At 68.3% G+C, this 23,865-nt stretch carries 10 protein-coding genes; 5 read left to right on the top strand and 5 right to left on the bottom strand.

Going from position 1 to position 23,865, the window contains the following annotated elements:
* Window positions 1–21: 21 nt before the first annotated feature.
* Genes ACQPZQ_RS34260 through ACQPZQ_RS34245 form a run of 4 tightly spaced genes read right to left on the bottom strand, consistent with a single transcriptional unit; the run spans window position 22 to window position 14,055 of the window.
* Window positions 22–885 (bottom strand): hypothetical protein, encoded by an 864-nt coding sequence (locus tag ACQPZQ_RS34260; protein WP_433287787.1) that lies wholly within the window; start codon window positions 883–885, stop codon window positions 22–24.
* Complete coding sequence (locus tag ACQPZQ_RS34255) at window positions 882–4,922, bottom strand: Eco57I restriction-modification methylase domain-containing protein (protein WP_433287785.1); 4,041 nt, start codon at window positions 4,920–4,922, stop codon at window positions 882–884. Before ACQPZQ_RS34255 ends, ACQPZQ_RS34260 begins: the two co-directional genes overlap by 4 nt.
* Window positions 4,922–7,810 (bottom strand): DEAD/DEAH box helicase, encoded by a 2,889-nt coding sequence (locus ACQPZQ_RS34250; RefSeq protein ID WP_433287783.1) that lies wholly within the window; start codon window positions 7,808–7,810, stop codon window positions 4,922–4,924. Before ACQPZQ_RS34250 ends, ACQPZQ_RS34255 begins: the two co-directional genes overlap by 1 nt.
* 17 nt (window positions 7,811–7,827) lie before the next feature.
* Window positions 7,828–14,055 carry a protein kinase domain-containing protein gene (locus ACQPZQ_RS34245; RefSeq protein ID WP_433287781.1) on the bottom strand — a complete coding sequence of 2,076 codons (6,228 nt, stop codon included), beginning with the start codon at window positions 14,053–14,055 and terminating at the stop codon, window positions 7,828–7,830.
* 782 nt (window positions 14,056–14,837) lie between these two features.
* On the opposite strand from ACQPZQ_RS34245, the gene ACQPZQ_RS34240 reads away from it, so the two are divergent.
* The 5 genes from ACQPZQ_RS34240 (at window position 14,838) to ACQPZQ_RS34220 (ending at window position 22,590) form a co-directional block, all read left to right on the top strand.
* Window positions 14,838–15,605: a DUF7178 family protein gene (locus ACQPZQ_RS34240; RefSeq protein ID WP_433287779.1), complete on the top strand. Its 768-nt coding sequence runs from the start codon at window positions 14,838–14,840 to the stop codon at window positions 15,603–15,605.
* A 116-nt stretch (window positions 15,606–15,721) separates the two neighbouring features.
* Window positions 15,722–16,240, top strand: a complete 519-nt coding sequence (locus ACQPZQ_RS34235) for an HNH endonuclease (RefSeq protein WP_433287778.1) — start codon at window positions 15,722–15,724, stop codon at window positions 16,238–16,240.
* A gap of 186 nt (window positions 16,241–16,426) precedes the next feature.
* Window positions 16,427–17,818, top strand: a complete 1,392-nt coding sequence (locus ACQPZQ_RS34230; RefSeq protein ID WP_433287776.1) for an MFS transporter — start codon at window positions 16,427–16,429, stop codon at window positions 17,816–17,818.
* A 149-nt stretch (window positions 17,819–17,967) separates the two neighbouring features.
* Complete coding sequence (locus tag ACQPZQ_RS34225; RefSeq protein WP_433287774.1) at window positions 17,968–21,156, top strand: AAA domain-containing protein; 3,189 nt, start codon at window positions 17,968–17,970, stop codon at window positions 21,154–21,156.
* 42 nt (window positions 21,157–21,198) lie between these two features.
* Window positions 21,199–22,590 (top strand): MFS transporter, encoded by a 1,392-nt coding sequence (locus ACQPZQ_RS34220; protein WP_433287772.1) that lies wholly within the window; start codon window positions 21,199–21,201, stop codon window positions 22,588–22,590.
* A 111-nt stretch (window positions 22,591–22,701) separates the two neighbouring features.
* Here the strand turns inward: ACQPZQ_RS34220 and ACQPZQ_RS34215 are convergent, their stop codons facing one another.
* Window positions 22,702–23,832: a DNA cytosine methyltransferase gene (locus ACQPZQ_RS34215; RefSeq protein ID WP_433287770.1), complete on the bottom strand. Its 1,131-nt coding sequence runs from the start codon at window positions 23,830–23,832 to the stop codon at window positions 22,702–22,704.
* Between the last annotated feature and the right edge of the window lie 33 nt (window positions 23,833–23,865).

Below are 23,865 nucleotides of genomic sequence, written 5' to 3'. Positions count from 1 at the left end.
CGGGGGGGATTCGAGCTTTGATCAGCTGGCTGACGCCTTCGTCTGCGGCGGTGAAGAAGCAATCGTATCGAGTTCGGCAATTATGCAGGTTGAGATTGCGTGTAGAAGGCGGTACCTGCGCGCAGGTTCATCCTTGATGAATCCGCTGTGCAGGTAGCTTCCGCGCTGGCTCTGCCACCACCGCAGGTCGCCTGGCTCAACTGCTGCCTCGTGGCGCGCGAGGTACGCGCGAATTGCCTGTGTACTGCCCTGCGTGCGGGTGTCGAGCAGTCGCTGCACGAGTCGACTGCGCTGGCCGGGGTCGAGGTCATACTGGGCGAGGAGCTCGTCGAGTTCCCGTTGGAGTTGGGAGCGATGTCCACTGCTCAGTTGCTCGAGTATTGTGCTTTCGTCGATGTTCGCGAGTACCTCCATTGCTGCCGTCGTCAGCACGAACCGAACGATCTCATCGCGTGCCCGCTGCCCGGCGTCGAATAACGTCATCCCATCCCGCAGCCGCGTCGGCCATTCCTTGCGTCCGTGGAACCGGCGAATATCGTCGATGGGTGATGTGGTGGCGTATCCCGAGCCCCAAGCTCGAATTTTCAATGTGTTGGTGTGGCCGGGTCCGACGGGAACGACGCGAAACTCGCGGTCCGGCGCGAGTTGAAACGGGGTGAAGGATGATGAGAGCACGAGCAGCAGGTCGGTGGCCTCCCGGCGGGCCAATTCGATAGCGTCGTCGTAGGCTGGCGCCAGGACGGGTACCGTGAGCACAATCTCGGTTCCGTCGTCGACGATCGTTCCGGTGATCCCGTCAGGCAGATCGAGGGGAACCGGCATCAAGCGACGCCCGTGGACGGTACGTGCCGGGATCGTGACCTCCCACTGCAGCGAATTGCTCATGACCTAGCGCCGTGCCGCGGACCGAGGCCAGCTGCCGTCGGAGCGAGGGACGCCCAGGGGGTGGTGCCCTCGATGGCGGCGGACATGCGGTCGTAGGCGTCGAGGACGAGGCGCTTGGTGCGGTACTCGCCGAAGTCGCGCTCCTCGTACTTGCGGACGACGAAGAACGAGTCCACGACGTGTTCGGCCTCGGGGCGAGCGAGGCCATAGACGTGGAGGAAGGCGGCGTCGAGATCGGCGCGGAGGAGGGCGCGGCGCTCGGGGTTCCAGCGGAACGGGGGGCCGTCGTCGCCCATCTCATTCGCGTAGGGCCGGAGGCGCCAGGAGGTGTACGACAGTTCCAGCACGTACGGGATCACCCACTCGGCGAGCGACACCGACGGTTGCCACGGCGCCGGCTCGGTGAAGGTGGCCGGGGTGGGGCAGGCGAGCTGCTTGACGATGAAGTACTTCATGTTTGCGCCGCTGATCTTCTGACGCGAAACGAAGTCGAACACCAGCGACGACCAGGCCGCATGCAGGAGCGGTCCGTGCTCCGGCTTGGCTGGGATCGCGAGCAGGAACTTGTCGCCGACGGCGCTGGCGGGGAACACCGACGGGACGAACGTGCGCATGTCGCTGGCGCGGGCGGTGTCGCGCCAGCCCAACAGCCAGTCGCAGTCCCAGCGGGCGGCGAGCTGCTTGCGGACCTCGGAGCGGGCGATCCAGTAGCGCGCGAGGGACTCCATGCCCGGGTCGTCGTGCTGGGCGTCGGTGGGGCGAGGGAGCGTGCCCTTGTTGAGCTGGGCCTCGGTGGCATCGCGGTAGGTGGAGAAACGGTGGTCGAAGTGGCCCAGCAGCTTCGCCTCGTACAGTGGCAGGAACTCGGCGTCGTCGCGGTGGTAGGACCAGCCGTCGAACCGGGCGTCGTCGAGGTGCTCGGGCTGCTGGAACAGCCCCGAGTCGTTTGCCATGTGGAACATCGTCATGAACGACAGACCCCACGGGTTTCGGTCACCGCCAGCGTCGCGTACCAGGACCGGATGGCGGTGGTAGGCGCTGAGGGTGATCTCGGCATCGGCGCGTGCGCGGAACATCGGGAGTCCCCCGGTGTTCGGGTTGATCGCAAGCACCTCGTCTGGTGCAAGGTCGAACCTGCGCTCGGCAACGTCTTCGACAAAGCGTGTGTAGAAGGCGAAGCGGCTCCGGTTTGCCACCCAGCCATTGCCGCTCAGCGCGGTGATGGCAAACCGCAACTGGTTGTGGACGCCAGGGAAGATCTTGGCCTCGTTCTCGAAGTCGTAGAACGCGAGAAGTCGCTTCGCCTTCAGCGTCTCGGCAAAGAATGGGGCAGTCGTCTTGTCGGTGGCGAGGCCGGTAGGTGTGATGATCCCGGCCGCGCCTTCGGGGCCGACGATCGTGCGGGCCGTCTCGGCAAAAACGCTGTAGGTGTTGATGTCACCCTGGCCGGTGAGCGGGTAGCGGCCGCTGTTGCGCAGCAGGTGGCTGACGCCGTCGGACTCCCGCAGCGCGTCGAGGTATGCGTCGTACAGCGGATCACCGTCGTCTGCCAGCGCACTGATCATCTTGCCGCGGATGGCCGCTGTCTTCGCGTTGACGATGTCCTCGCGGCCGTGGGCGCCGAAGAACTCCTTATCCTGGATCTTCACGCGCTCCCAGGGCGGGTTGCCGACGACGCAGGAGAAGCCGCCGGCCCATCCGGTGTCCAGGTCAACCGAGGCACCACCTCCGGGGACCTGAAAGACGTCAGGGAATGCCAGGTGCCAGTGCAGGAACCGGTACTGCTCACGCAGGCGGACGATCTCGTCGTGGGTCGCCTGCGGCGCAGCCGCGCCGGTGGGATCTTGGAGCGCGCGGAACGCCTCCTGGGTGACCGCGGGCGGGGCGTCGGAGCGCTTGTGCCACAGGAACGCCGCGCACCACGCGTCGGCGAGGTGCAGGGCGCGGTCGTACTCGGGTGAGGCGATGAAGTCGCGGTAGGCGGCCTCCTGCCGGCGGACCTCGGCCAGCGTGTCCGCCGGGGCGCTCGTGAGGCGCCGCAGGCCCGTGGCGAACGTCGTGTTGGACACCTTGATCTCGCTGTCGAAGTCGAGCAGCGAGAGCTGGTTGTTGCGCTCCTCGGCGTTCTTGCGCGCCAGGATCCTGGCGAAGGCGCGGTCGTCGCCCTCGATCGACGTGAACGCCGCATCGGGGATGCCGTCGCGCAGCAGCTTCGGGGTGGCGCCGATGAGGGCGTTGCCGCACTTGATGTGGGCGTCGAGGAAGCTCAGCGGCTTGCCGGGTTCGAGGGCTTCCAGCCACAGCGAGACCTTGGCCAGCTCGACGGCCATCGGGTTGAGGTCGACGCCGTAGATGCAGCGGGCGATCACCTCGTGCAGGGCGGTGCGGACGGCGGGGAGGGTCGGCTCGGGGTTGCCCTCCCGGACAGCGGCGACGCGCTTGGCGATGCGGCGGGCGGCGGCGACGAGGAAGTGGCCGGAGCCGCAGGCGGGGTCGCAGACGGTCAGCGACAGCAGCTCTCCGGCGATCGACTCGGCCGGGTCGAGGAGTCCGGCAGCGGTTGCTCTCTGCTCGCCGCGCTTGAAAGCGTCGTCGATCACGGGGTCGAGCGCCGAGTCGAGCAGGAGCTCGATCAGGGAGGACGGCGTGTAGTAGGAGCCGGTGGTCTTGCGGGCGTTGCCCACGGCCGTGACCAGCTCGAACTCCAGGTCCACCGCGCTGTGCCGGGGGATCAGCTCCAGCAGCGACTCGTAGATCGAGCCCAGCTCCTCGGCGTCGAGATGCTGGTAGTCGACGGCGCGCCAGCGCTTGGCGCCGGAGTCGTACACCTGAGAGAGGTGACGGACCGTCGCCAGCAGATGATCATTCGACAGGCGCAGCTCGCGCAGTGGCTCGTCGGCCGGGTTCGGGTCGAAGATGCCGCCGAGGCCGGGAAGACCCAGCTCGGGGCGCCCGTTCACGTCGCCGAGTGCGTTGAGAACGATCTGCAGGGACTCGTAGAGGTCGTGGTGGGCGGTGCCGCGACGGCGGCGGGCGTGGGTGCGCAGCTTGGTCGTCGAGAAGTAGGTGGCGTAGCGGGCGCGAGCCTGCGCGTCGGCGTCGGGGTGGTGCAGGGCGTCGCGGTCCTCGGCGACGAAGACGAACAGCATGCGGTACACCAGCCGCAGCAGTGCCTGGTGCAGCGCGGCGACGTCGATGTTCGCACGCAGCGCCGTGTTGTCCGGGTGACGCAGGAACCCTGTACCGAGGATGGTGATGGCCTTCTGGACGCCGTCGCGCAGCTGTTCGAGGGCCCGGGTGCCGGAGGCGATCGCTTCGACGCGCCACTTCTCCAGCCAGCACGTCGACGGGGCGGCGCCCTCATCGATCGCGAAGCGGGAGACGTGCAGCAGCCGGTAGAGCAGCACGAACTCGCTGAACAGCTCGCCGTCGAAGATCGCCTCAAGGTCGAACTCGACGTAGGAAGCGGTGGCGAGCGCGCTGGAGTCGCGCAGCAGCCTCAGCTGGCGGCCATTGGTGAGCACGCCCCACAGGTGGGCCTCGGTGCGGTTCAAGCATTCCTGCACGAGCGACTGCGGCGCCACGGTACCCGCGCCCCCCGGTCGCTTGTCCAGTTCGGCGTTCCACGCGATCAGATGCACAGGCACGTGGTTCCAGCGGTGGCTGATCGCGAACGTCTTGCTTTCGTCGTCGGACGTGATGCCCGAGGCACCGGTCGCGCTCAGTACGCCGAAGCCGAGTGTGTCGAACAGCGGCGCGAGCCAGTGCGCGAACGCCGACCGCGTCGGGTCCGCCGGCAGGTCGGCCTCGGGCGCGGCGGGCAGCGTCTGGCGCAGCTCTGTCCACAGCGATCGGAGGTAGTCCCAGTGGCGTTCCGCCTCGTCGCGGAGGGAGCGGGAGCCGGCGATGCGGTAGTCGGCGGGCTTGCAGCCGCTGACGTCCTTGCCTTCGGAGATGCGCACGAGGAGGTCGGCGGGCAGCAAGCCGCCGACCGTGTGGACCGCGGAAAAGACCTGATTGCGGGCGATGGCGGACATCAGGCGGCCCCTCCGGACACCGGCAGGTAAACGTAGGCGCCGAGGATGTCGGCGGGCTTCTGGGCGGTCACGGTCACGCCGCGGACGATCTCGCCGGAGGCGCTGCGAACCCGGCGGTGGGAGGCGAGCAGCTCGGCGGCCAGCTCGTCCCCATAGGACTCCAGGTGCGAGTCCGTCGCGGGCAGCGCGTCCAGCACCCGATGCATGGTGCGTTCACCGAACGCTGGGTCGGTGTTCTCGTCCGCGGTCAGATCCAGCAGCCGCAAAGCGTCCTCGACGGGAAGCCAGGCGGCATTCGCCGGCGCGCCCTGGAAGGCGAGCAGGCGGGCGTCCTCGGCGACCAACTGCCGCTGGCCCGTTCTGGACGGCAACGTGAGATGAAAGCGGTAGCGGACCAGCAGAAGCGTCGTGCGGGTGTCGACACTCCTGGTCCGGATGACCCCGCAGCGGCGGGCCGGACGGGGCCCGCTCGCCTTACCGTCGAGCGCGGCGTTGAGGACGTACCCGGCGAGCGCGCCGACCACCGGGTCGGTGCGGACCAAGGCGACCTCGCCGCGCGCCACGGCCGCCGTCGCGCGGAACGACACTTGGCGTCCTGTCTCGACGACGTCGCCGCCGAGCATCGGCGCGAGAGCGTCGCGAAGTCCGACGGGCGTACCGCTCAAGTCCGCGGTGAAACCGTCCGCCCCGTCGCCACGCAGGACTGCCTCGAGCGATGCCAGCGATTGCCTAACGAAGTCAGCGCTCTCGCCTGCGCGGCCCAGGGCGTCCCGCACCGCGGTGATCTCGCGAGCGACCTCCTCGGGATGGATCGCACGCTGGGCGAAACGCGAGCGGGAAGTCCTCTCACGCTCGGCAGCCGACTTCCATTCCAGCTCCAGCGCTTCGACCGTGTCGGTGACCTGGTCGAGCTCGAACAGCCCTTCTTGCTCGGGGCGCCCTCCACGCAGCAGCAGCCATTCGACGATCGCGTCTGTCACGGCGGAGGAGGCGGAATCGGGGACCGAGACCGAGATGCCCAGGTCCTTCTGGATCTGGCGATGCTTCCTGATGAGGACCTCGAGCACCTTGCCGTCGATGCCGTTGTCGCTGCCGTACAGGGTGATGACCTTGACGATGTCTCGCTTCTGGCCGTAGCGGTCGACGCGGCCCTCGCGCTGGTCGTGCCGCGTGGGATTCCACGCCAAGTCGTAGTGAATCACGGCGTCGAAGTGGTGCTGGAGGTTCACGCCCTCCGAGAGACAGTCGGTGGCGATCAGCACTCGGTGAGCGCTCTCGCCCGCCTCCTCGGCCAGTTCCTCGATCCGCTGCAGGCGCTGCTGCGGGGACAGCGTGCCGGTCACCGAACGCACCACCGTCTTCCGGCCGAGCTTGCCGTCCAGATGCTCCGCGACGTATTCGGCGGTGGGGATGTAGCGGCAGAAGACGATCGGGTGGTAGCCGTCGGCGAGGAGATCCTTGAGGTGCTTGACCAGCGTCGCCAGCTTCTTGTCCTCGGCCGATCCCTCCAGCCCGGCCGCTCGGTCGGCCAGTTCGGCGAGCCGGGCTCCGGCGTCCTCGGTCTCCGCGCCGGGGGCCACGTCGAGGCCTTCCAGCGCGTCGCTGTCGGAGGAGTCGCGGGTGAGCGGGGCGCCGAGCCGGTCGGCTTCCTCCGCGGTGGCGGCGATCGCCGTCGCGGAGCGGGTGCGCAAGGTCTGGGCAGCCGCCCGTGGCGAGGAGACCAGCGAACGCAGCAGCGCGATTGCGGACCACCAGGCGATGCGGGTCTCGCGCTTGCCCCGGTCACTGGCAGCGGTGACGCGCTCGCTGGCGTAGGCGATGGCGTCGTCGAGGAGCGCGCGATAGGCAGTCGACAGCCGGTAGGTCACGTCAGTGAAGAACCGGTCCGATGGAAACGAGGTGTCCTCGCGGAGGCTGTCGTCGGCCAGCCCGTCGCGCACCGTGAGGAACTGGCGTACGTCGGCGCGCTTGCGCTGCACGAAGTGGGCGGCGAGGAGCCGGCGGCCTGCGTCGGTATCAACGTCGACGGTTTCGAGTTCTGGCCGGACGAGACCGAGTAGCGCGCGGAACGCGCTCTCCTTGCCGCTGTGCGGGGTGGCGGTCACCAGCAGCAAGTGGCGGTCGGCGTCGGCCGCGATGCGCCGCAGCAGCTCGTAGCGCAACTGGCTCTGGACGGAGGCGGTGTCGTCGGAGGCGACGCAGGTGTGGGCCTCGTCCACGATCACCAGGTCGGGACAGTGCTTGACGAAGTCGTCCCGGTGCCGGGTGGATTTGATGAAGTCGGTGGACACCACCACGTTCGGGTGCTTGTCGAACAACGACTGCCCGAGGTCGAGCCCGCGTTCCAGCCTGCGCACCGTAGAAGCAAGGACCAGCTCGGCGTCGATGCCGAACTTGGTGCGCAGCTCGTCCTGCCACTGCTCGGCCAGCGCCGGAGAGCAGAGTACGGCCAGCCCTCGTGCGCTTCCCTGCGCGAGGAGTTCGCTTGCGATCAGACTCGCCTCGACCGTCTTGCCGATGCCGACGTCGTCAGAGATCAGCATGCGTACGACAGGCTGTCGTAGAGCCATCATCAGCGGCACGAGCTGATAGGCGCGAGGTTCGACGGCGATCCCGGCGAGCGAGCGGAACGGCCCGGCACCGGAGCGGAAGCCGATGCGCAGCGCGGAGCGCAGCAGACCGGCAGCGAGCGCGTCGCCGAGGTCGCCCGGCGACGGCGGCTCGAATTCGGCGTGGCGAACCTCCTCGAATCCCGGGAAGACGGCCGCGACGTCGTCGTCGGCGCCACCGAGCGGGCGCAGCACGAGCATGTCGTCGGCGCTTTCCGGCAGCACGACCCAGTCGCGTCCGCGCGTGGACACCAGGGAACCCACGGTGAAGGTGGTCATCTCTTCTCTTTCGCTCGTCAGCCGCGGGTTCCGAAGTAGCGCGGGTTCTGCTTGATGATCTCCGACCAGTCGGCGTCGTGCGGGAACCGCACCACCTCCCAGCCCCTGTCGAGCAAGCGGTCCTCCGCTTCGAGGTCACGGTCGGCGATCACGTCGTACTCATGCACGGGACCGTCGACGAAGACCGCAACGTTGACGCCGGGCAGGCGGTAGACGAAATCGGGCCGGGCGAGCACCTCCGGGATGAAGGGCTGGGCCTCGTCGGGCAGACGCAGCCCGCGCTCCTTGAGCAAGGCGATGAGCTTGCCTTCGAGCTTCGTGTCTGACTGCGCGGCGAGCCGCTTCAGTTGCTCCGTGCGGGACTCGCCCTGTCCGGTGGCGAGTGACCTGGCGCTCGCCAGATGCAGCAGGAGGTCGCGGACCGAGTGCCGGTCGATCACGCCGTGGTCGAGCTGGTTGCCGTAGGTCAGCAGGCACTCATAACAGCCCTGCGCACAGGGGCGGTCGGGGTGCGGACCGCCGCGGTCGGTGCCGTCGGGCGCGAAGTGGCAGATCCCCAGTGCTGCGGCGGCGGCCTCCCTGAGCGCGTCCGGGTCGGACTGCATCAGCCGCAACACGCCCGCGCCGCCCTCGGCGGCTTCGGTGAACAGCATCCGATCGCGGTCACCCCCATCGGGCGGCAGGAGCTCACTGGTGAGCTCGGAGTCCTCCAGCTCGAACGCGGCTTCGATGCCGCGCTCCAGCGCGTACATGAGCGACAGCGCGACGGCCTCCGGCAGCGCTTCCACGAGCTTCAGAACCAGGAGGTTGCGCCGGTCCTCGACGTAGGGGAGCACCCGCTTCTTACGGCGCTTCTCGTTGCCGTCGGCGTCGACGACCGGCATCTCGCTGGAGTCGCCGGAAGCCTCGGCGGCGTCGCGTTCGTTCATCCAACGGCCGTCTGCCGGGTCGAGCCAGAAGCCGGGCGGCTCGTCCTCGGCGGCGCGAACCCGACCGACGTTGGTGATGCGCACGGTCGCCGAGTCGCCATAGGCCACCGTCGCGATGGGGCCGTGCGAGTCGGAGACCGTGGCGTCGCGGCGTCCCGGCCGGGCGCCGTGATCGTGGAACCGGTAGGAGGTCACCAGCCTGAACCCTGCCCGCCTGCGCTCCTCCTCGTCCGAGGAGATCCGCTCCCGCCGCGTCGTGTAGACGGTGTGCAGCTGGAGCAGGCCGGTCGTCTTCTCCTGCAGCGGTGCGTTGCACATCTGACAGTTGTCGGCGTTCTCCTGCATGTCGTGGTGGTAGCCGCAGGCTGTGCACCGTTTGGCCTCGGTGGTGACCACGTCCCCGGTGGCGTCAGGCGGCAGCTGAATTCGGGTGACCTGGTAGCGGGATCCCTCGTGATAAATGAGCGCGCCGGGACCGAACTCGCGGATTGCCAGGAACCGTGGGCGCTGGAGGTAATCGCCGTCGCTGAACCTACGGGCCGAGGTGGGGATGTAGGCGGCGAGAGGCAGGCGCGGGAAGGAGTACCCGGGCAGGAAACCTTCGCTGGCTAGATAGCGGTAGGGATTGAAATCGGACAGCACCGACTTGCTGTCCACGCTCTCGTTCTTCAGGAGGTTGAGCTGCGTCTCCGCCTCCCTACGACGCCGGACAGCGGATTGGCGGTCGCGTTCGGACAGGGTGTGGTCGAGAACCCGGCGGTTCTGCTCGGCCTGGTCCACCAGCGCGGCCTTGAACAGGTCGCGCCAGCGATCGAAGCTGCGGTCGAATTGCTCGCTTGCGGCCCGGACGGTGTCCTCGATCCACTGGTCGTGCCACCACGTGGTGTCCTCGAACTCCTCCAGCAGCCCACCGAACACCTTCCGGGCAGCCGACGCGGCACGCTTTACCGTGCTGCCATCGTGCAGGGCGGCGGCGACGTGGTCGTGCAACGGCAGCGCGGGGTCAGGCCGCCGGGCGTCCTCGGCGTAACTGATGTCGATGATGTCAGGGATGGCGCGGCCCAGCTTGAGCCCGGACTCGGCCAGCCAGATGGCCTGGACGTGGGAGCGCACGAGATCCTCGTTGGCGAGGTCGAGGCGCGGCGGGGCGACCGCTCCGGCAACCATGCGGTCCGAGCGGCGGAAGTAGTACTGATCGTGACTGTTGCCGGTGGCGCAGTAGGTGGTGACCAGCGCGGGTTGCCCCGACCTGCCTGCGCGGCCGCTGCGCTGCGCGTAGTTGGCGGGCGTGGGTGGCACGTTGCGCATCATCACGGCGTTGAGCTCGGAGATATCGACGCCCAGCTCCATGGTCGGCGAGCAGTAGAGCAGCTTGAGTGTGCCCTTACGGAAGTCCTCCTCGCGCTTCTCCCGCAGCTCGGGGCTGACCTGGGCGGTGTGTTCCTTCGCCGTGAGGCCACCGAGGGCGCCGGCTGCATCCTTGTAGAGGTCGCGAAAGAATGGGTTGACGCGGGGACCGTCGCCGCTGGCGTAGGTGCGGGTGAGCGGGTCATGAGCACCCGTCTCACCGCTCCCGGCCCGCCAGATCAGCGCCCGGGCGGCGATGCGGTACCCAGTGATGGTCTGGCCGGCGGATCGCCGGTACCGCCCCGCCCGCTGCGGTGCCGTGTCGACCTTGGTCAGCATCTCGGCGTCGGCCAGCACCTTCAGCAGGTCCGCGATGACCTGCTGCGTGTCCTCGGTCGAGAGCCCCCCGAAGTGCACGCGGCGCAGGTACTTGCCGAGCTTCCCGCGGCCGGACAGGAACAGGCCCGAGCGGTCCATGCCCGGCTTCGAGCCCTGCGGGTAGGCGGTCCCCACCTGAGGGCGATCGCTCGTCGAGAGCACCCACGGGTCGGCGAGGCGCTCCTCGCTCGCACGCTGCAGAGCGTCGAAATCGTCGCGGAAGTACTGCACATCGACGGCGAGGCCGCGGCGCATCTCGTTTAGCAACACCCGCATGATCTCGACGCGGCGGGCCGGCGCGGCGTCGCGTAGCTCGGGCTGTACCTTGGCCCAGCGGTTCTCCTGCTCGGCTAGCCAGTCAAGGTCCTCGTAGTCGATCTCCAGCAGGCCGGTCTGTTCCAAGTTCGGCATGGTGACCCGCCAGCCGCGTTGCAGGTCGAGGTAGAGCCGGAAGGCGATGACGTCCCGCAGGGTCTTGGCGGCGTTGCGGGCGAGTGCGGGGGGCAAGTCCGCACCACCGGTGTAGTCGGCCACGTCCAGGCCGAGTGCGTCTGTGACCCGGGACGCGAGCTCCTCGTGCCGGATGCCGTCGTCGCCCGCCTCGCGCATTGCCTGGTAGAGGGCGGCGCGCAGCTGAGTGATCTGCACGAAATCATTGAAATGGCCTGCCTGCAGCGAGGCGTCCTGGCGGTTGTCGACGAACGTGAGCAGCTTGCGCGCCCTCTTGTCCAGCGCCTCAACGGGCGTTTCCTTGAGCGAGCGCACGATGGAGGCGGAGACGAGCGAGGTGGCCGAGGAACGACCTTCTTGGTCGAGGCTGGCCAGCTTGGCGAAGTCCTTGCCTCGGATCTGTTCGTAGCTCACCCCGCAGTGCAGGCAGAACAGGAACGGTGCGGGGATGAACGCCGCCGCCAGCTCGCCCTCGCCCTCGTTTCCGTAGGGGTCGACGGTGACGGCCACGGGCAGCCGCTTCCGGTAGGAGTCCCGCACCGCCTCGTGCTCGTGGTCGTCGACCTCCAGCCAGGACTCCGGGAGACGCCGATCGCGAATGGCGTCGTCCGTGGTGCGTGGCCAGGGACGGTTGGGATCGACGTACAGGTAGCCGTCTCCGGCCCGGCCGCCGGTCGCGGCGGTGTCCTGCCGGGGCTCGTAGACGGTGCTGCCGTCCTTCACCGTCCGCCAGACGGTGAGGTACTCCTGACCGCATTCGCGGCAGAACGCGAGCGGTAGCAGGATCTTGCCGCCGGAGCCCGGCTGGACACGCTGGTAGTCGCGCGTCAGGTGGCGGGTCGCCTTGTCCTCGAGGGTGACGTAGACCGTGTTGCCCTTCGACAGGAACTGATGCAGCCGGAAGGCAAACAGGGGGCGGTCGGTAACCGGATGCCGGGCCTCCGATCCCGCCTGCAGTGTCTTCCTGATCGCCCCCGCGCAGGTGTCCACAGGCAGACCGCTGGCCTTGGCGAGATCATTGGCAGCGGCCTCGATCTTGGCGGGCTTCTGCCGGACCAGGCGGCCCGTGCCGTCCTCGGTCGTGAGGCCGAATCGCGTCTCGATCCAGCGCGCGAGCGGGTCCTCGACCAGGTCGGCGTAGGCACGCGGGGCCTCGGGCGCGATGAGCCGCTCGACCGGCACGGTCTCGGGGGCATCGCCGGTGGCCCGCACGAGGGTCTCGCCGATGACGTTGGCCGGGCTGACGTGGGTGCCGAACAGCGTGGACGCGACGCGAGCGACCACCTCTTGCTGGTCGGCGAACGTCCCCTCGCTCGACATGGTGGCGGAGGTGCCCACGCACTGCAGGCGATCGGCCTTGCAGGCCTCGCGGACCCGGCGGATGAGCAGGGCCACGTCCGCGCCTTGGCGGCCGCGGTAGGTGTGCAACTCGTCGAAGACGAGGAACTCCAGACCACTGGCCATCTTGATCAGCGAGCGCCGGTCGTCGGGCCGGGTGAGCATCAGCTCCAGCATCACGTAGTTGGTAAGCAGGATGTCCGGCGGGTTGTCGCGGATCTTCTTGCGATCCTCGTCGTTCTCCTGTCCTGTGTAGCGGGCGTAGGTGACCGGCTCGCGCCCCGTGCCGTAGCCGTTGCGCAGGTACTTGTCGAGCTCGTTGCGCTGGCTGTTGGCCAGCGCGTTCATCGGGTAGACGATGATCGCTCGGACACGCTTGCGAGCCTGCGGACCCTCGCGCTCACGGTCTCTGAGCACCTTGTCGACGATTGGCACGATGTAGGACAGCGACTTGCCGGAGCCCGTGCCCGTCGTGAGCACGTAGGACTCGCCGGACCGCGCGATGTCGATCGCCTCGCGCTGGTGACGGTGCAGTGTGAGCGGGCGACCGTCACATATCCGGGAGTCCTCGGTCTTGCCAGCTTGGAAGATGCGCGTGCACTCCTCGTGCAGCACGCCTGCGTTCGCGAGCTCCAGAACCGTGCCGCCGGAGGCGAAGAACGGGTTCAGTGACAGCCAGGGATCTGGCCACTGCGACTTCGCGTCCAGATCCTTTTCGACAAACGCGGCGATGTCCTCATCGCGGATGATCGTGCCGCCCTCGGTGAACGCCCGGTAGTCCGCGATGAGCTTGCGGTGCACGCCGAAGACGTCCATACCGGCTGCGGCCTGTCGAGCCTCGATGACGTTCCTGCTCGCGACCGGAGTAGTCGTGCGGGGCTTCGCGAGCCGTGGCACAGGGTTCAGGTCCTCCCAGCCGGGGACGCTCTCGTCGCCCGCTGCGAGCGGAAGCAGGACCTCCCGAACTGCCAGCGCGTCGACCGGCCGGTCGGCTGGATCTTTTGCCAGCAGGCTCTCGATGAGGCGGGTCAATTCCTTGGGAGCATCCCGTCGGAGCGGACCAAACGGGGGCGGCGGCTCGTAGAGGTGTTTCTGTCCGAGCTCGTGCGCCGATGCACTGTGGAACGGCGGGACACCGATGAGTAGTTCGAACAGGACGCACCCGAGGGCGTACAAGTCGGCTGCCGGGCCCACCGACGATGCGCGAAACTGTTCGGGAGCCATGTAGCGGGCTGTGCCGACGGTGACTCCGGTGCTCGTGAGCTGGGTGTGCTCGATGTCGTCGACGATCCGTCCCATGCCGAAGTCGAGCACCTTGACTTCGCCGCCGCGGAGCACCATCACGTTGGACGGTTTGAGATCGCGGTGGATCACCCCGACTGTATGGGCAGCAGACAAGCCGGCTGCGATCTCCGCTCCCAGCGCGGCAACCCAGGAGATCGGTGACTGCGGGCACTCGGAGATCAGGTCGCCGAGCGGTCGTCCGTCGAGAAACTCCATCGCCAGGTAAGCCAGGCCAGCGGGGTCCACGCCCCCGTCGATGATTTGGGGCAGGTTGGGATGGTGGAGCTTGCGCATGATGCGCACCTCGCGACCAAACCGCTCGACCGTCTTCGAGTCTGACGAGGAGTCGACGAGCCCGCCGGTCCGACTCCGCAGAATCAGCTTTACCGCGACGATGCGGTCATCCGCGTCCACGTCGGCCTGCAGGTCCTCGGCGCGGTGAACCTCGCCCATGTTGCCCTTGCCGATGGGGCCTAGCAGTCGAAACCGGTCTGCCACGAGGTCCAGGTTCGGGGGCACTCTTCCTCCCAGCGCGATGTCCGACCGGTTCCGCATGTCGTACATCGACGCCGCGGGCTCCAGCAGTGTACACAATTGCGGCCAAGCATCAAGGATCGGTCTGTTAGCGACGTCAACGCACGCAGTGGCGGCGCAGCGAGTGGTCAAGTGACGTGTTGGGGCTGGTCCGCACGCGGCGTCCCGGTCCGACCGTCTCCCGTCTAAGCCAGGGGCTTGGACGGGCACGTGTCCTTGTGCTCAGCGCACCAGGTCGTTCCTGCAGTGATCGTCGTCTGGCGAACATGTCGCTGCGAGGGGGCTGGGTGCTACAGCGATGGCACAAGAACTTTTGTGGCGACAGTGTCTCAGCTGTTCATTGAGCGTCAGTGATCGAACCCGGGTGGCCGCGTCTTACGGTCGTCGTCACCGCCTCAGTCGGGTTCGCGCCACCGGCCTGGTGGGTCGACCGGGGTCCCTCGTGACCACGCATCGCCGGGGCTGCTCCCGGTGGCTGCTTGGAGGCGCTGCGTCACACGGTCAACGCAGGGCGTGCCACTGTCGACATTAGAATGAAGGACCTTCGCTCCTACCGATGGGTGGCGATCCGGAGTCACTCTCCATGGATGGAGATCGAGCCCACGCAACACAAACGGCGAGTGGCGCGTCCTAATCGTGGTGCTAGGGCGGTCACAGGTGAGGAAAGGTCAGGCGTATCCGATGGCGGCCAAGCAATCGAAGGAAGGAGGCGGGCTTCGGCTCAGAACCTTCGACATCAAGGTCGAGAGTTCGTCCTCCGCAGGCCGATGAAGGTCGAGAACGTCCTCGATCATTGGTATGCAGGCAGTGACGAGGAGCGTCATCAGGGAATGATGTGGTACCCACGGAGCCGGGCGGCGTTCAGTGTGATCGCTGACGATACCGATCTGGACCTATATCAAGTAGTGGGTCTGGTGGCCGTCTACTCGCCGCAGGCACCCTGGGCGGCCAGCATCATGACAGCAGCCATGGTGGCGAGATCAAGGGTCCCTGTGGGTGCAGGCAGTGGCGTGATGGCTAACGGGTGGACGAGAGTCCGCGCGCAAAGAATCTTGAACGGAGATCTGTACGACGACGTGCTCGCGGGATATAAGTCGAACGCTTTTGCGCACCTCCTCTACTATGGTGGAGACAGCCCAGAGGATGAGACTGCAGGATGTAGTCGTGTCTGTATCGATCGGCATGCCTACTCCGTGCTGTGCGGCGCCCGGGCGAATGATGCCGCGTACGGAGCGTCGGGGTTGCAGGGGAGGAGTCGTTACGAGGAGGCTGCCGACTTCTATCGCTCGGCCGCAGCAACACTCAGTAAGCGGGAAGGGCGCCGTATTGCGCCGCATCAAGTGCAGGCGACGACTTGGATCGTGCGTCAGCGGCTCAACGAGGAGGAGGGCCGGGCGCGCGGTGGACGCGGGCAGGGCACGTCCAGCGCTCAGCGTGCACTGGCGCGCATGCAACGGTACGTGCGTGAGTACCACCCTCGGGCTGCACTCCTGATCCCTGGAAGCGGTTACTCGCAGGGAGAAATCGGTCCCTGAAACTATGCGGCGAAGACCCCTCCCACGCACTGCCCGCTCCGAGCCGCGATGAAGCCGAGGCGCCGCTGATCTGGTTCTTCGGTGTTGCGCCGGGTGTCTACAAGCCGATCTATCCGGTGTACCTGCTCTGGGAGGAACCCGAGCTGCAGCAGTTTGTCATCGACCCGGATGTGGCGAGAGGGCTCGTGTCCAAGGGGAGCCAGATCACTGAGCAGGTGCGACGCTACATCGTCAGGCAGACGAAGCAGCGGCTGCACCAGCCGGTTTTCCGCGCCACCGTATTGCGGGCTTACGAGACGAGGTGCGCGGTGTGCGCACTGGGCCACGCTGAGTTGCTCGACGCAGCGCATATCGTCCCGGACGGTGAGGAAGCCGGGATTGCCTCCGTCCGCAACGGCCTGGCGCTCTGCAAGATCCATCACGCCGCTTACGACAGCTCGGTGCTGGGCATCAGGCCCGACCTCGTCGTCGAGATCCGTGCTGACCTGCTCGAGGAGGTCGACGGCCCGATGCTGGAGCACGGTCTGAAAGGACGGCACGGTCAGCGACTGATGGCGCTGCCGAAAGTCCGAGCCGAGCGACCGGACACAGACCGTCTTGAGGAGCGCTACACGCGGTTCCGCGCCGACGGCTAGCGCCGGTCTGTCGCTGCCCAACCGACGTTCGGCCGCCTACTCAGCAGCTCCCGCCTCGTCCGATTGCAGGGTGCGCATCTCTGAAACCGCTGTTAGCTTCCGAAGCTCGGAACGGCGACGTCAGCGGGGGGATGCAGAGGCGAGCTTGGCAACACCGCGGACCGGCTCCGCGGAAGGGCGGTGGGAATGACCGCGACCGGAAGCACGCTGCGTCAGACCGCGCCATTCCTGCCCGTCGGGGCGGCGCTGTTCTGCGTCCAACTCGACTTCTTCTCGCTCACGCTGGCCCTGCCCACCATCGCCGACGACCTGCGCACGACGGTCACCGACCTGCAGTGGCTCCTGAGCGGCTACATGATCGCATTGGGTTCCCTCCTCATCCCCGGCGGCCGGGCCGGTGACGTGCTGGGGCGCCGCACCGTGCTGCTGGTCGGGGTCGCGCTGTTCGGGCTGACCTCCCTGACCTGCGGGCTCGCGTCGTCGGTGCCGGTGCTGATCGCGGCTCGGATCGTGCAGGGGGCGGGTGCCGCGATGATCATGCCGACGGCATTGGCGCTCGTCACCAACGCCACGAGCGAGAAGGTTCGGCCGCGCGTCACGGGGGCGTTGTTGGGGATCGCCGGGCTCGGGACCGCGCTCGGGCCCGTGATCGGTGGGGTGCTGGCCTCCACCGCCGGGTGGCGCTGGGTGTTCCTCATCAACGTCCCCATCGCGGTTCTGGCCATCTGGGGCGGCCTGCGGCTCTCCAACTCCCGCGACGAGGCCGGCCCACGGAATCTCGCCGGGCTGGACTGGTGGGGTGTCATCACCGTCGTCGGCGGCCTCGCCCTGGTCAGCATCGCGATCGACGACGTCGGCACCCAAGGGTGGACGAACCCGGCGACGCTCGTCCCTCTGGTCGTCGGGGTGACGCTTCTGGTGGCGTTCGGGGTGGTGGGGTCGCGGAGTGCGGCGCCGCTGGTCCGGCCGTCGCTCATGCACAACCGGCTGTTCGTGGTGCTCACCGTGGCCGGCACGCTCGCGAACGTCGGGGCGGTCGTCTACGTCGTCAGCGCCACCCTGGAGTTGCAGAACGTGCGCGGTCTGACGGCCGCGGCCGCGGGCCTGCTGTTCATGGTGTCGTCCATCGGGTTGGCCTTGTGCGGGCCACTGGCCGGTCGGCTGAGCAGCCGCTACCCGGCCGGGATCGTGATGGGCATCGTGCTGCTGCTTTCCGCGCCTGCACTCGTGCTGCTGGCGGTTGTCAAGCCGCTGCCGCTCTACGTCATCGTGCTCGGGCTCTGCGGCATCACCACGGGCATGGGCTACTCGCTCGGCCAGATCGCCGTGCAGAACGTGCTTCCCGCCCGGCGCTCCGCCGAGGGCACCTCGGTTCTGCTGACGGTGATGATCTGCATCGGTGCAATCGGCATCGTCGCGGCGACCGCGCTGATCGAGGCGGTCGGCGACGGTCAAGCGACGGAGGGTGGGATCGCGCTCGTGCTCGTCGTGGTCGCCGGGATACTGCTGCTGGCCGGGCTTGTGACGCTCGTCCTCGAAGCTGCACGGCTGGGTGCCGCCCGTTCTGAGGCGCGCTGACCTCGATCGCCGAGAGCTCTGGCCGAAGCCCAGACGGTCACTGGCGTGAAAAGTCCGTCACCGACGAATCGTCACTCTCTTAGCTCTGTGTAACTAACTAGTCATTGTTGGTTAGATCACACAGAGCGTGTGTGTGAGCGGGGGTCGGGATGACCGCGGACTGGTCGGCAGAGGTCATCGAGGCAGTCGAGCGGTGGATCGAGACCAAACCCGATCTCGGACGCAACGCCGGATGCTGGCGCAACATCGGGCCGGCGATGCCACAGCGTGACGGTTGGCTGGTACTCGACCTCCGCGCGAGCCGCACCAACCTTGACGCGCTGGGGGAGCCGTGCTTCGCCGGCGAGCGCGGCCCCGAGCACGAGCCCGCCTATCCGGTCGAGGAGCTCCGCAACGTCGACGGCGTGCTGATGCTGCGCGAACCGCAGGGCCTGCCGGCGTACTGCCGCTACCTGTGGGCCCGTTCGATGTCGCCACGGTTCCTGCTGGAGAAGCTGCGCGACGGCCTGCGGCACGCGGGGCCCGCACCTCTGGCTCAGGCGCTGGTGGAGAAGCGGCTCGGCGGGCACGCGACGTCGTCGGCGGAGCCCGTCGGGCTTCTCGACGCCCAGGCCGAGGCGTTCCGGGCCTGTCTCAGCCCCGGGGTCCGGCTCGTCTGGGGGCCGCCCGGCACGGGCAAGACGCTGGTGCTCGCCCGCGCGATCGAGGAGTTGGTCAGTCGCGGGAAGCGCGTGTTGCTGGTCTCCACGGCCAACGTCGCGGTCGACAACGCCCTGCATGCGGCGCTCTCCGGGCTGCCGCACCGGCCCGGGGTCGCGGTCCGCGTCGGGCCGGCGCATCTGACGGAGATCGCGGCCGATCCGGACGTGCAGCTGGAACGTCTCGCCGCGAGAGCGTCCCGCGAGGCCGACGAGACGCGCGAACGCGTGGCCGCGCAGCTGCGGCAGATGGACGACCTCGATGCGGAGATCGAGGGTCTGCGCGCCGAACTGGCCGACTACGACGACCTGACCTACCGCGCCGCCGTCGCGCGAGTGGCTGCCGAGCGGGAGGCCGCCGAGCGGCGTTCCGGAGTGCGCGCTGCCGAGGCTGCGGTCGAGAGCGCGGAGGCGGCGGATGCGGCGGCCCGTGCCGCGCTGCACGAAGCAAAGGCCGCGTACGTCGTGCTCGACCCGGCACGCCGGGCTCTCGTCCAGCACACGAAGGCCGCGGACGAGCTCGCTCGCCTCGACCAGCAGCAGCGGATCATCCAGCTCGAACGCGACGCCTTCGATCTCGGGCCGCCGCCGTCCGCGGGCTACATCGCGCGCCGACGCCATCAGCGTCACCACGCTCGTGCTGTCGCCGACTACGACCGCTTCATCGCAGAGGCGGTCGGTCGGCGCAGGGGACTGTTGGCGTTGCAGTTCACGGCCCGCCGGATCATGGGCAGGGTCACGGCGGCCGACCTCGATGCGGCCGACGACCGCGTCGCGCGTGCTGAAGCTGCGGCGACCGCGGCCGTCGAGAAGCTCCACTGCGCCCGTCACGAGCTCGACGGTCTGCGGAGCACGGCGCAGGTCGTGCAGCTCCACTCCGCCCTCAGCGACGACGATCGGCGTCTCGTCGAGCGGTGCGCGCAGCTCGATCTTCCGGCCCGCTACCAGCGGTTTCAGGATCTGATCGCGCAACAGCACCGGACGGCCGCGCAGCGGGGCGCGCTCGAGGCCAAGCTCCGCACGTTGGTCGGCAGGGTCCGGAGGCTGCGCGCGGACGCGGAAGCGGAGATCGTCCGTGAGGCCCGGGTCGTCGCGACGACGCTCGCACGGTCCCGCATGCACCCCGCGATCGCGACGGCGACCTTCGACGTCGTCCTCGTCGACGAGGCCGGTGCTGCGGCACTGGCCGAGGTGCTGCTCGCGTTGTGCCGTGCGAGGACCACAGCCGTGCTCTTCGGCGACTTCCTGCAGCTCGGGCCCGTTCTCGACGGGATCAGGCACGACCCCAGCCCCGTCGTCGAGAAGTGGATCCTGGCCACCTGCTTCAAGCACGTCGGCATCCACACCCCGGGTGACACGGACGGCCGGTGCGTGGCGCTCACCCACCAGTTCCGGTTCGGCCCCGAGCTGCGCCGGCTCGCCAACAGCGTGATCTACGACGTCCTGCGCGACGCCCACGAGCTCCCCGGGATCACCGCCCGTCCGCAGACGGAGATCGTGCTGGTCGACGTCTCGACGGTGCCCGATCTCGCTTCCATCCGCGCCGGGAGCGTGCGCGGCAGATGGTGGACGGCTGGGGTCGTGCTGTCGCGGGCGCTGGCGGAGCTGCACGCTCCGGACGGACCGGTCGGCGTCGTGACCCCGTACAACGTGCAGTCCGAGGCCACGCTCGCCGCCCTGCGCGACCGCGACCTGGTCGCCGGCACGGCCGTCGGGACGGTGCACTCGTTCCAAGGGCGCGAGTACCCGACGCTCGTGTTCGACCTCGTCGACGACGGGCGTGGCTGGGTGGCGCGCGGCAAACGCGGCGACGACCCGTGGGAGTACGACGGCCTGAAGGTCTTCGGCGTCGGGATCACGCGAGCCCGCCGCCGCCTCTACCTGATTGGCGACGGGCGGGGCCTTCCAGGCGCGAGCACCGGGCCGTTCCGTGAACTGCGGGTCGGCATCGACAACGGGGAGATCCGGCGGTGGAGCGCCGCGGCGATGCTGGGGCTGGACGAACCGGAGCCCGATCTCGTCGACGAGACGTTCGTCCAGGTGTCCCGGCTGCTGCGGCAACTGGTGACGGTGACCGACATCCACGACGAGCACGCGTTCGGCCGGGAGCTCGAACAGCACCTCAAGGCGGCGCGGCAGTCGGTGTGGATGTGGTCGCCGTGGATCGCCAACCGGGCTCGCGAGGTCGTCCCGTTGATCCGTGCCGCCGTCGAGCGTGGGGTGGACGTCCGGGTGTTCATCCGCCCTGACGGGGACCGCCTCATGGCGAAGGATTGGGCCCAGCGTCAGCTCCCCGCGCTCCTCGATTCCGGCGCGACGGTGATCCGCTCGGATCTGGAGCACCGCAAGATCGTCGTCATCGACGGGCAGGTCGTGCTCCTGGGCAGCCTCAACGTCCTGTCGAACACCCCGGGCAGCTCGCGCGAATCGATGATCACGATGGAGGGCCGCGCGTTCGCGTCCCGCCTGCTCACCGAGCTGCGCGTCGACGAGATCGGGACTCCTCAGCACTGTTCAGGGTGCCGCCGGCCCATGGAGGTGCGACGGCGCTGGAGTAAAGCCGCCCCGCTGCTGTATTGGCAGTGCCGGCAGTGCAACGTGAAGGTCCCGTTGCACGGTGCTTGGCGCCAACGTCGCTGATCTCACATCTGTCGTCGGTGTGCTCCTGTTTACGGTGATCGGGTGAGCAAAGGTGCAGGTCTGAACCGGGGCCTGGCCCTTCTCATTGCCGGCGCGTTCTTCATGGAGATCCTCGACGGCACGATCATCGCCCCGGCCGCGCCCCACATCGCCGCGGACTTCGGGGTCGGTCCCGTCGACATCAACGTCGCGATCACCGCGTACGTGCTGACGCTGGCCGTGCTCATCCCGATCAGCGGCTGGCTGGCCGACCGCTTCGGCGCTCGCCGCGTGTTCATGGCGGCGCTGGTGATGTTCACTGTCGCCTCGGCCGGGTGCGCTCTGGCCACGAACCTGTCGATGCTGACCGCGACACGGGTTCTGCAAGGGGCCGGCGGCGCGATGATGGTGCCGGTCGGGCGCCTGGTCGTGTTGCGGACGACCGCAAAGCCCGACCTCGTCCGCGCCATCGCCTACCTCACCTGGCCCGCCCTCGCGGCGCCCGTGATCTCCCCGGTGCTGGGTGGCGTGCTGAGCGAGTACGCCTCATGGCGGTGGATCTTCGTGATCAACATTCCGCTCGGTCTGGCCGCGCTACTGCTCGCCCGGCGCCTGGTGCCCGACCTGCGCGCGGAGGACGCCGGACGGTTGGACCGACGCGGCTTCGTCCTGACTGCCCTTGGCGTCGCCGCGCTGGTGGTGGGGATGGAGAGTCTGGGGGCGGGGGAGCCGCGATGGGCCGTTGCGGGGACCGGCCTCGTCCTCGCAGCCGTCCTGCTCGGTGCGGCGGTGCTTCACCTCCTCCGGAGTCCGCGGCCGCTAGTGGACCTGCGAACCCTCCGCATCCGCACCTTCCGCGCGACGGCGTTCGGCGGGTCGATCTTCCGCGCGGTGATCACCGCCATCCCCTTCCTGCTCCCGCTGTTCTTCCAGCTCGGGTTCGGTTGGACGGCCGCCGAGGCCGGTGCCGTCGTGATCGCGCTGTTCCTGGGGAACGTGGGGATCAAGCCGGTGACCACGCCCCTCATGCGCGCCCTCGGGATCCGCACGGTGCTGCTCGGCTCGATCGCCGCCTCTGCCGCATGCCTGGTTGGGATTGCCTCCCTGGAAGCGACGACGCCGTTGCCGCTGTTGCTGGGCCTGCTGGCGTTGAGCGGGATCTTCCGGTCGATCGGCTTCACCGCCTACAACAGCGTGGCCTACGCCGACGTGGAGCCCGCTCAGATGACGCACGCCAACACGTTGATGTCGACGTTGCAGGAACTTGGCGCGGGCCTCGGGGTCGCGGTTGGGGCTTTGCTCGTGCGCGTGGGGCAGGCCGTCGGGCCGTTCCAGGGGGCGGCCGGGCCATACCGGGTGGCGTTCGTCCTGCTCGCGGTGGTGCTTGTGTGGCCTGCGATCGAAGGTGTCCTCCTGTCCCGGACCGCGGGGGATGCGGTGACGGGGCGGGCCTAACCCTCGCAGGACACTACTTGCGTCCTCATCTGTGACGAGCCGCGCCCTCGCGCCGGTCAGGCGGATGCGATCTTCAGCATGCTCCAGATCGGCAGCGCGGGCTCGATGAAGTCAGCGGCCGGCGGGCGCCATCGCGGCCGCCTGCCCGAGATCCACGGGCCCGCCTCGTTCATCGCTGCGTGGCCTGCTTGGACCGTGCCACGAGGCTTTCACGGCCGCGTCGAGCACTTTGCTGTCGAGAGGCAGGTCAAGGGCCTCGGCGAGGACGTGAGCCGCGAGACGTGGTGGGATCGCATTGCCGATCTGTTGGGCGATGTCGTTCCCCGACCACGGGTAGTCAATGGGGAAGGTCTGTAGCCGACCGGCTTCGTGCAAGCTGAAGCGCTCCGATTCCTCGTATGCGCCAACCAGACGATTTCGTCGGATCTTCCCGGTCACGGTGGCTGCGGGTTCGTCGGATCGGCGTCGACCGCGAGCCTTCGGGTCCCCTCCGGTGCCATAGTTGGAGATGACGGTGAAAGAACCCGGTCGGCTCAATGCTTCCTCCATCGTCTCCCAGGGAAGCAGCTTTTCGCCTCCCTCCCCGCGCGGCACGCCCTTACGGAACCGGTGATGGGTGGGACGGGGGAGTCGTGGTTTCCTGTCGAGGCTTGCGATGAGGATGGCGCGTCGTCGCGTCTGCGGCACCCCGAACTCCTCCGTGTGGAGAATGCCGTGATCAGCCTGATAGCCGATGGTTTCCAATGCTTCCCTCACGGCGCTCCACACCGGAAGGACGGCGGGTACCTGCTCGAGGACGATGGCCTTGTAGGGGCGACCCAGATTTGCCGCAGACAGAGCCCAGCGCAGCGGCTCGAGCACCAAGCCTGTTCGCTCATCGTCGAGTTCAGCCAGGGTCGCGCTGATGTTCTCGCCCGCCGCCATTCGCTTGACCAGGGCGAGCACCTGGTCAAGCGCCCGACGGCCCGCACCCGTCCCGGCGACGGTGAAGGTCTGACAGGGCGGCCCGCCTGCGAGGACGGTCGCCTCCGGGAAGTGAGCCGGCCCGAAGTTCCTCACGTCGCCCTGAGTGGTGCCGAGTCCGGCCGCACGACGGGTTGCGCAGGCGTTGGCATCCCACTCGACGCCGTGTGCGGACACACCGAGCCAGTGCGCGGCGACGTCGAGGCCTCCCGGGCCCGCGAAGAGGTCAACCATGCTCGTCCGAGCAGACGAACAAATGTGCGACTGCTCGGACGTCATGAGGCTGCATGCTATCGATCCACTCTCGGCCAT

Source organism: Pseudonocardia sp. CA-142604 (assembly GCF_050948475.1).
Taxonomy (GTDB): Bacteria; Actinomycetota; Actinomycetes; order Mycobacteriales; family Pseudonocardiaceae; genus Pseudonocardia; species Pseudonocardia alaniniphila.
This window is presented reverse-complemented; position numbering and strand designations above follow the sequence as displayed.

What these genes read in the sequence shown, in the direction of transcription:
- ACQPZQ_RS34260 (WP_433287787.1), bottom strand. Translation starts at nt 885, where the DNA reads ATGAGCAATTCGCTGCAGTGGGAGGTCACGATCCCGGCACGTACCGTC.
- ACQPZQ_RS34255 (WP_433287785.1), bottom strand. Translation starts at nt 4,922, where the DNA reads ATGTCCGCCATCGCCCGCAATCAGGTCTTTTCCGCGGTCCACACGGTC.
- ACQPZQ_RS34250 (WP_433287783.1), bottom strand. Translation starts at nt 7,810, where the DNA reads ATGACCACCTTCACCGTGGGTTCCCTGGTGTCCACGCGCGGACGCGAC.
- ACQPZQ_RS34240 (WP_433287779.1), top strand. Translation starts at nt 14,838, where the DNA reads ATGAAGGTCGAGAACGTCCTCGATCATTGGTATGCAGGCAGTGACGAG.
- ACQPZQ_RS34230 (WP_433287776.1), top strand. Translation starts at nt 16,427, where the DNA reads ATGACCGCGACCGGAAGCACGCTGCGTCAGACCGCGCCATTCCTGCCC.
- ACQPZQ_RS34225 (WP_433287774.1), top strand. Translation starts at nt 17,968, where the DNA reads ATGACCGCGGACTGGTCGGCAGAGGTCATCGAGGCAGTCGAGCGGTGG.
- ACQPZQ_RS34215 (WP_433287770.1), bottom strand. Translation starts at nt 23,832, where the DNA reads ATGACGTCCGAGCAGTCGCACATTTGTTCGTCTGCTCGGACGAGCATG.